Raw genomic sequence first — 7762 nt, forward strand, 5'->3', positions numbered from 1 at the left:
CGGGGCGGCGGGCCGGCGCAGCGGCGGGCGCGGACTACTCGACGGTGACGGACTTCGCGAGGTTGCGGGGCTGGTCGACGTCGTAGCCCTTCGCCGTGGCCAGCTCGCACGCGAAGATCTGCAGCGGGACCGTGGTCAGCAGCGGCTGGAGCAGCACCGGGGACTGCGGCACGCGGAAGATGTGGTTCGCGTAGTCGGCGACGGCCTCGTCCCCCTCCTCCGCGATGACGATGGTCACGGCCCCGCGGGCACGGATCTCCTGGATGTTGGAGACCACCTTCGCGTGCAGCGAGTCCCGTCCGCGCGGGGAGGGGACGATGACGAACACCGGCTGGCCCTCCTCGATGAGGGCGATCGGCCCGTGCTTGAGCTCGCCGGCGGCGAAGCCCTCGGCGTGGATGTAGGCGATCTCCTTGAGCTTGAGCGCGCCCTCGAGGGCCACCGGGAAGCCGACGTGGCGGCCCAGGAAGAGCACGGACGAGGCGTCCTTCATGGACTGCGCGAGATCCTTGACCGCGGCCTGCGCGTCGATGACCTGCTGGATCTTGGCCGGCATGGCCTCCAGCTCGGCGAGGATCTCCCCGATCTCGTCCTTGTACTTGTTGCCGCGCAGCTGGGCCAGGTAGAGGCCCAGGAGGTAGGCGGCGGTGATCTGGGCCAGGAACGCCTTGGTCGAGGCGACGGCGATCTCGGGTCCGGCGTGCGTGTAGAGCGCGGCGTCGGCCTCGCGCGGGATCGTGGAGCCGTTGGTGTTGCAGATCGCCACGACCTTGGCCCCCTGCTCCTGGGCGTGCCGGACCGCCATGAGGGTGTCCATGGTCTCGCCGGACTGGGACAGGGCGACCACCAGGGTCCGCTCGTTGACGATCGGGTCCCGGTAGCGGAACTCGTGGGCGAGCTCGACCTCGGTGGGGATCCGGCACCAGTGCTCGATCGCGTACCGGGCGACCTGCCCCGCGTAGGCGGCGGTGCCGCAGGCCACGACGACGATCTTGTCCACGGCGCGGAGCACCGCCTCGTCGATCCTGAGCTCGTCGAGGACCAGGTTCCCGTCCGGATCGGTGCGGCCCATGAGGGTCTGCTCCACGGCGGCGGGCTGCTCGTTGATCTCTTTCTCCATGAAGGACGGGAAGCCGCCCTTCTCGGCGGCGGCCGCGTCCCACAGCACCTGGAAGGGCTTGCCGTCCGCGTGGTTGCCGTGGAAGTCGGTGATCTCGTAGTCGTCGGCCGTGATGGACACGACCTGGTCCTGCCCCAGCTCCACGGCGCTGCGGGTGTAGTCGATGAACCCGGAGACGTCGGAGCCGAGGAAGTTCTCGCCCTCGCCCAGCCCGAGCACCAGCGGCGAGTTGCGGCGGGCGGCGACCACGCGGCCGGGGTGGTCGACGTGCACGGCGAGGAGCGTGAACGCGCCCTCGAGCCGGCGGCACGCGACCTGCATGGCCGCGGTGAGGTCCTGGTCGCCGAGGTCGTTGTAGGTGTCGGCCAGGAGCACGGCGGCGACCTCGGTGTCGGTCTCCGAGCGGAACTCGTGGCCCTTCTCGATCAGCTCGCGCTTGAGCTCGGCGAAGTTCTCGATGATGCCGTTGTGGATCACGGCGAGCCGGCCGCCGTCGACGACGTGCGGGTGGGCGTTGACGTCCGACGGCCCGCCGTGGGTGGCCCAGCGGGTGTGCCCGATGCCGGTGGTGGAGCGGGGCAGCGGGCTGTCGCGCAGCTCCTGCTCGAGGTTGAGCAGCTTGCCGGCCTTCTTGCGGAAGCCGACGGTGCCGTCCGCGACGACGGCCACGCCCGCGGAGTCGTAGCCGCGGTACTCGAGGCGCCGGAGGCCCTCGACGAGGACGTCCAGGGCGTCGTGCCCGGAGCCGGGCACGTCCGAGCGCTGGGAGGAGGGGCCCACATATCCAACAATTCCACACATGCGCTTCACAGTACCGCATGGATCTCGCCCGGCCGGGTGTGCCGGACCCGGCGGGCCGGGCCGTGTTCTCGCCTCTTCTGGGGACACGGCCCGGCCCGCCTGGGGGCCCTTCCGTGGGGCTCGGTCAGCCCCGGCGCTCCCGGACGGCGTCGGCCACCAGCGCCTCGAGCGGCGGGAAGAGCGGGTGCCCGGCGTCCAGCCCCGTGATCTCCCGGACGGCGTCGGCCGGCTCCAGCGTGTCGAGGAGCTCGCCCAGCCGGACGGCCTCCGGGTCGTCGGCCGGGTCGAAGCGCAGGGCGGCCCCGACGGCCGCCTGCAGCCCGTCGGTGCCGAGGCCCCGTTCGGCCAGCTCGGCCGCCGGGCCCACGAACCGCTCGTGCCGGCCGAGCTTGCGCAGCGGGGCGCGGCCCACGCGCTCCACGGTGTCGGGGAGGTGCTCGTTGGCGAAGCGGTCGAGGATCTTCGCGACGTAGCGCCCGTGCTCCTGCTCGTCGAACCCGTGCTTGGCCACGAGCAGCGCCTGCGTCTCCGCGAGCGCCGCCGCGACCCGCTCCCGGATCCCGGGGTCGGCGATCGCCTCCGCGATGCGGTGCCGGCCGGCCCGGTAGCCGAAGTACGCGCACGCGGCGTGGCCGGTGTTGACCGTGAACAGCTTCCGCTCGATGTAGGGCACGAGGTCGTCGACGTAGGTCGCCCCCTCGATGGCCGGCTCGCTCCCCGCGAACGGGGTGCGGTCGATGACCCACTCGTGGAACTGCTCCACGACCACGTCGAGCCCGCCGCCGTCCTGCTGGGGCACGATCCGGTCGACGGCGGTGTTGGCGAACACCGCCCGGCGGTCGAGGTCCCCGCCGCCGTACTCGGCGCGGACGGCCTCGGCGAGCAGGTCCGTGGCGGACAGGGCGTTCTCGCACGCCATGACCGCCACGGGGGCGACGCCGTCCGGGCGCGCGGCGATGCCGCGCGCCACGAGCGGCGCCACGAATCGGAGGATGTGCGCGCCCACGGCCGTGGTGACCACGTCCGCCGTGGCGATCTCGGCGACCACGGACTCCGGGTCGTCCGCCGAGTTGAGCGCCCGGTACCCCTCGACGACCGTGTCGCGGGAGCCGGCGCCGACCTCGTGCACGGTGTAGCTGGGAGTGGACGCCAGCGCGTCGATCAGCGGGGCCGCCACGTCGGCGAACACGACCTCGTAGCCCGAGCGGTGCATGAGCAGGCCGACGAAGCCGCGGCCGATGTTGCCCGCCCCGAAGTGGACGCACTTCATCAGTCGTTCACCTTCCCCAGCAGGTCGAGCACTTCGTCGGCGGTCCCCGCCTCGTCCAGCTGGCGCACCTTCTCCTTGTTGCCGAAGATCTTCGCGACCCGGGAGAGGATCGCGAGGTGCTCGTTGTCCTTGCCGGCGATGCCGATCACCCAGGTGACGGGCTTGCCGTTCCAGTCCAGGCCCTCGGGGTAGCGCACGACCGACAGGGCCGAGGAGCGGATGCTGTCCTTCGCCTGGTTGGTGCCGTGCGGGATGGCGAGACCGTTGCCCATGAAGGTGGACACCGACTTCTCGCGCTCGTGCATGGAGGCCACGTACGCGTCGGTCACGGCACCGGCCGCCACCAGCAGGCCGCCGGCCTCGTCGATGGCCTGCGCGGCGTTGCGCGCGCCGCCGTCCATGACGATCCGGTCCCTGGTGAGGATGGTGGCGTCCCCGGACGTCCCGGCGCCCTCGCCCGGGTCCGCGGCCACGGTGTCGCCGCCGGAGGCCGCTCCCCCGCCGCCGGCCGTGGCCGCCGCCGCGCCGCCGCCCGCCGGGACGGCGGCGCCGTTGCGCTGCTGCACGGCCTCGACGATCTCGTCGTAGCGGGGGCTGCCCATGAAGTTGTCGACGGTCACCACCGAGGCGCTGGGCACCTTCGGCCGGGCCCGCGTGGCCAGGTCCTGGTGGGTGACCACGATGTCGAAGTCGTCGGTGAGGTTGGCGATCGCCGCGTTGGTGACCTTGACGTCGGCGAACCCGGCCGCCTTGACCTTGTTCCGCAGCACGGAGGCGCCCATCGCGGAGGAGCCCATGCCGGCGTCGCACGCGAACACGATGCGCTGCACCGGTCCGCCGTCGGCCAGGTCGCGGGCGGGGGTCCCGCCGGTGTCCGCGCCGCCGCTGGTGCCGACGATCGCGGAGGACACGGAGCTCTTCTTGCCCTTCATCCCCTCCATCCGGGAGGTGGCCTCGGTGAGGTCCCCCTCGCCCTTGTCCTTGGAGGCCTTGAGGATGATCGAGGCCACGAAGAAGGACACGGCGGTCGCGGCCGTCACCGCGAGGGCCACGCCCACGTAGCTGTCGGTGGTGGCCTGGGCGAAGACGGCGATGATCGAGCCCGGGGCGGCCGGGGCGCGCAGGCCCGCGTCGAAGAGGGTCAGCGTGAAGATGCCCGTCATGCCTCCCGCGATCGCCGCCAGGATCAGCGCGGGCTTCATCAGCACGTACGGGAAGTAGATCTCGTGGATGCCGCCCACGAAGTGGATCAGGGCCGCGCCGGGGGCCGAGGCGCGCGCGGCGCCGCGGCCGAAGACCGTGTAGGCCAGCAGGATGCCCAGACCGGGGCCGGGGTTGGCCTCGAGCAGGAACAGGATCGACTTGCCCTCCTCCAGGGCCTGGGCGGTGCCCAGGGGGGTGAGGATGCCGTGGTTGATCGCGTTGTTGAGGAACAGCACCTTCGCGGGCTCGATGAGGATCGAGGTCAGCGGCAGCAGCCCCCGGGTGACCAGGAAGTCCACCGCCGAGGCGGCCGCGTTGGAGAAGGCCAGCACGGCGGGGCCGATCAGGAAGAAGCCGAAGATGGCCATGGCCGCGGCCAGGATGCCGGCGGAGAAGTTGTTCACGAGCATCTCGAAGCCGGGCTTGATCTTCCCGTCCCAGATGGCGTCGACCTTCTTCATCACCCACGCGGTCAGCGGGCCCATGAGCATCGCCCCGATGAACATGGGGATGTCGGTGCCCACGATCACGCCCATCGTGGCGATCGCCCCGACCACGCCGCCGCGGACGTCGTAGACCATCCGCCCGCCCGTGTAGGCGATGAGCAGCGGCAGGAGGTAGGTGATCATCGGGCCGACCAGGCCCGTGTACGGCTCGCCCTCGGCGTTCTCGCCGAACCCGCCCAGCGGGCCGAAGGGGGTGAAGCCCGCCTCGATGAAGAACGCGGTGATCAGCCCCCAGGCGATGAACGCCCCGATGTTGGGCATGATCATCCCCGAGAGGAACGTGCCGAAGCGCTGCACGTGCGCGCGTGCCGCCGTCGATCGCCCTCCCGCCGGTGCTGTGGTCTCTGAGGTCGTTGCCGTCGCCATGGTCCTGTCCTGACTCTCGAGCGGGGTGGTCCTCCACCGGCGGAGCGCACGCGCCGTGCACTGCTGTGAGTTCTCTCACGGCGAATACCGGATCGAGACCAAATCTACACCCGGGTACGGGGCCTGTCTCCGGTACACCTCGGGCGCCGGGGTGCGGTCTAGACTGTGGTCGATGACCGCATCTACGCTGAGCGAACGCGCCTCGCCCTTCGTGGAGCTCGACCGGCAGACCTGGTCGAGACTCTCCCACGAGATCGACGTTCCCCTCACCTCTCGGGAGATCGAGAACCTGCGCGGCCTCGGCGACCGGCTCGACGTCGCGGAGGTCCGCGAGGTGTACCTCCCCATCTCGCGGCTGCTGACCCTCTACGACGAGTCGTCGAACCGGCTCAACGCCTCGACCAACGCGTTCCTCGGCGAGGAGCACGCCCGGACCCCGTTCGTGATCGGCATCGCCGGCTCCGTGGCCGCCGGCAAGTCCACCACGGCCCGCCTCCTGCGCGAGCTGCTGTCCCGGTGGCCGTCCACCCCCCACGTGCAGCTCATCACCACGGACGGGTTCCTGTACCCCAACGCGGAGCTGCAGCGCCGCGGGCTCATGGACCGCAAGGGCTTCCCGGAGTCCTACGACCGCCGCGCCCTGCTGCGCTTCGTCGCGAAGATCAAGTCGGGCGCCCCCGAGGTGCGGGCGCCCAAGTACTCGCACCACAGCTACGACATCCTGCCCGGCGAGGAGGTCGTGGTGACCCGCCCGGACGTGGTCATCATCGAGGGGCTCAACGTGCTCGCCCCCGCCAAGGTGGGCCCCGGGGACCGGGCCGCCCTCGCCCTGAGCGACTTCTTCGACTTCTCGATCTACGTGGACGCCCGGCCCGCGGACATCGAGCGCTGGTACGTGGAGCGGTTCCAGGCCCTGCGCTCGTCCGCGTTCGCCGACCCCGGCTCCTACTTCCACCGCTACGCCGACCTCTCCGACGAGAAGGCCGTGGCCACCGCCACCGGCATCTGGCGGCGGATCAACGAGCCCAACCTGATCGAGAACGTGCAGCCGACGCGCGGCCGCGCCCGGCTGATCCTCTCCAAGGACTCCGACCACTCGATCCGACGCGTGCTGCTGCGCAAGAACTGATGGACGCCCTGCGCGCCGGCGCCCTCCTGCTCGCCGCCGCGGTGCTCGTGGCCGGGTGCGCACCTGATCCCGGGGACGCTCCCCCGGCCCCGCCGGAACCCTCCGGCACCACCGCGGCACCGGCCGCGCCCGCCCCGCCCGGGTCCGGTCCTGCGTCCGTGCCGGCTCCGGCGTCCCCGTCCGGGCCGGCGTCCGCCTCCGGCACGGCGTCGCCGGCACCGGCGCCCACCACCGGCCGGGGGCCGGGACCGCGTCCGGAGCTGGACGACCCCGCCTCGCTCGCCGTGGTGGTCAACAAGCGTCGGCCCCTGGACCCGCAGGACTGGGCACCCGCCGCCCTCGAGGACCTCGAGGGGCACCTGCTGCGCCCCGAGGCGGCCGCCGCGGCGCGCACGCTGCTGGCCGCGGCCCGGGCGGACGGCGTGCCGGTCCGGATCGTGTCGGGCTACCGCTCCTTCACCGAGCAGTCCCGCACGTACGCCGGGTGGGTGGCGCAGAAGGGCCCGGAGGCCGCCGACACGGCGTCCGCCCGCCCGGGTCACTCGGAGCACCAGACCGGGCTGGCGGTGGACGTCGGCGAGGGCTCCGGGTGCGACCTGCGCGTGTGCTTCGACGGGACGGCCACCGCCGCGTGGGTGGCCGAGCACGGGCCGGAGCACGGCTTCGTGGTCCGCTACCCCTGGGGCGAGCACGGCACCACCGGCTACTGGTACGAGCCGTGGCACCTGCGCTACCTCGGGACGGAGCGGGCCCAGGAGCTCGCGTGCTCGGGCGCCGCGACGCTCGAGGAGTTCTCCGGCCTGCCGCCGGCCCCGGACTACGGACCACCCGCGCCCGGCTAGTCTGTGGCCATGCTCAAGGGATTCCGGGAATTCATCATGAAGGGCAACGTGCTCGACCTGGCCGTCGCCGTGATCATCGGCGCGGCGTTCGCCCAGGTCGTCAACGCCATGGTCGAGGCGGTGCTCATGCCGCTCATCTCCGCGCTGGTCGGCTCGCCCAACTTCGACTCGTTCGCGGTGCTCACCGTCAACGGCAACGACATCAGGTTCGGCGTGCTGCTCACCGCGCTCGTCAACTTCCTGCTCGTGGCCGCCGCCGTGTACTTCGCCATCGTGCTGCCGATGAACAAGATGATCGAGGCCCGCAACCGCCGGCTCGGCATCGATCCCACCCAGGAGGAGGCCGACGCCCAGGTGCAGCTGCTCACCGAGATCCGCGACGCCCTGCGCCGACGCACCTGATCCCGGTCCCGCCGGTCCCGCCGGTCCCGCCGGGCGCCGCGGGCCCCCCCCCCGGCCCCCGGGGGGGGCCCCCGCCCCCCGCGCCCCGCGCACAACGTGGGGGGCCGCACCCCCCGCCCCAAC

General features: G+C 72.3%; 6 protein-coding genes. 3 read left to right on the forward strand and 3 right to left on the reverse strand.

From position 1 onward, the window contains the following. Positions 1 to 34: 34 nt before the first annotated feature. From glmS to ACP7CD_RS02820, 3 genes are all read right to left on the reverse strand, one after another. Positions 35 to 1921, reverse strand: a complete 1887-nt coding sequence (glmS, locus tag ACP7CD_RS02810; RefSeq protein ID WP_095650580.1) for a glutamine--fructose-6-phosphate transaminase (isomerizing) — start codon at positions 1919 to 1921, stop codon at positions 35 to 37. Between the two features lie 124 nt (positions 1922 to 2045). Continuing rightward, the gene (locus ACP7CD_RS02815; protein WP_426118776.1) at positions 2046 to 3191 is read right to left on the reverse strand and encodes a mannitol-1-phosphate 5-dehydrogenase; all 1146 of its coding nucleotides are present in this window, start codon (positions 3189 to 3191) and stop codon (positions 2046 to 2048) included. Next, entirely contained in the window at positions 3191 to 5266 is a 2076-nt protein-coding gene (locus ACP7CD_RS02820; protein ID WP_426118778.1) for a PTS mannitol transporter subunit IICBA, read from the reverse strand. The genes ACP7CD_RS02815 and ACP7CD_RS02820 overlap by 1 nt, the downstream gene beginning before the upstream one ends. Positions 5267 to 5438: 172 nt before the next feature. On the opposite strand from ACP7CD_RS02820, the gene coaA reads away from it, so the two are divergent. The 3 genes from coaA to mscL are packed head-to-tail and all read left to right on the forward strand — an operon-like array spanning position 5439 to position 7639. After that, positions 5439 to 6395, forward strand: a complete 957-nt coding sequence (coaA, locus tag ACP7CD_RS02825; RefSeq protein WP_031282962.1) for a type I pantothenate kinase — start codon at positions 5439 to 5441, stop codon at positions 6393 to 6395. Beyond that, entirely contained in the window at positions 6395 to 7237 is an 843-nt protein-coding gene (locus ACP7CD_RS02830; RefSeq protein ID WP_426118780.1) for a M15 family metallopeptidase, read from the forward strand. The genes coaA and ACP7CD_RS02830 overlap by 1 nt, the downstream gene beginning before the upstream one ends. Positions 7238 to 7246: 9 nt before the next feature. Beyond that, entirely contained in the window at positions 7247 to 7639 is a 393-nt protein-coding gene (gene mscL, locus ACP7CD_RS02835) for a large conductance mechanosensitive channel protein MscL (RefSeq protein ID WP_031282960.1), read from the forward strand. The last annotated feature ends 123 nt before the right edge of the window (positions 7640 to 7762 follow it).

The organism is Kocuria sp. LHG3120 (assembly GCF_049897445.1).
GTDB lineage: Bacteria > Actinomycetota > Actinomycetes > Actinomycetales > Micrococcaceae > Kocuria > Kocuria rosea.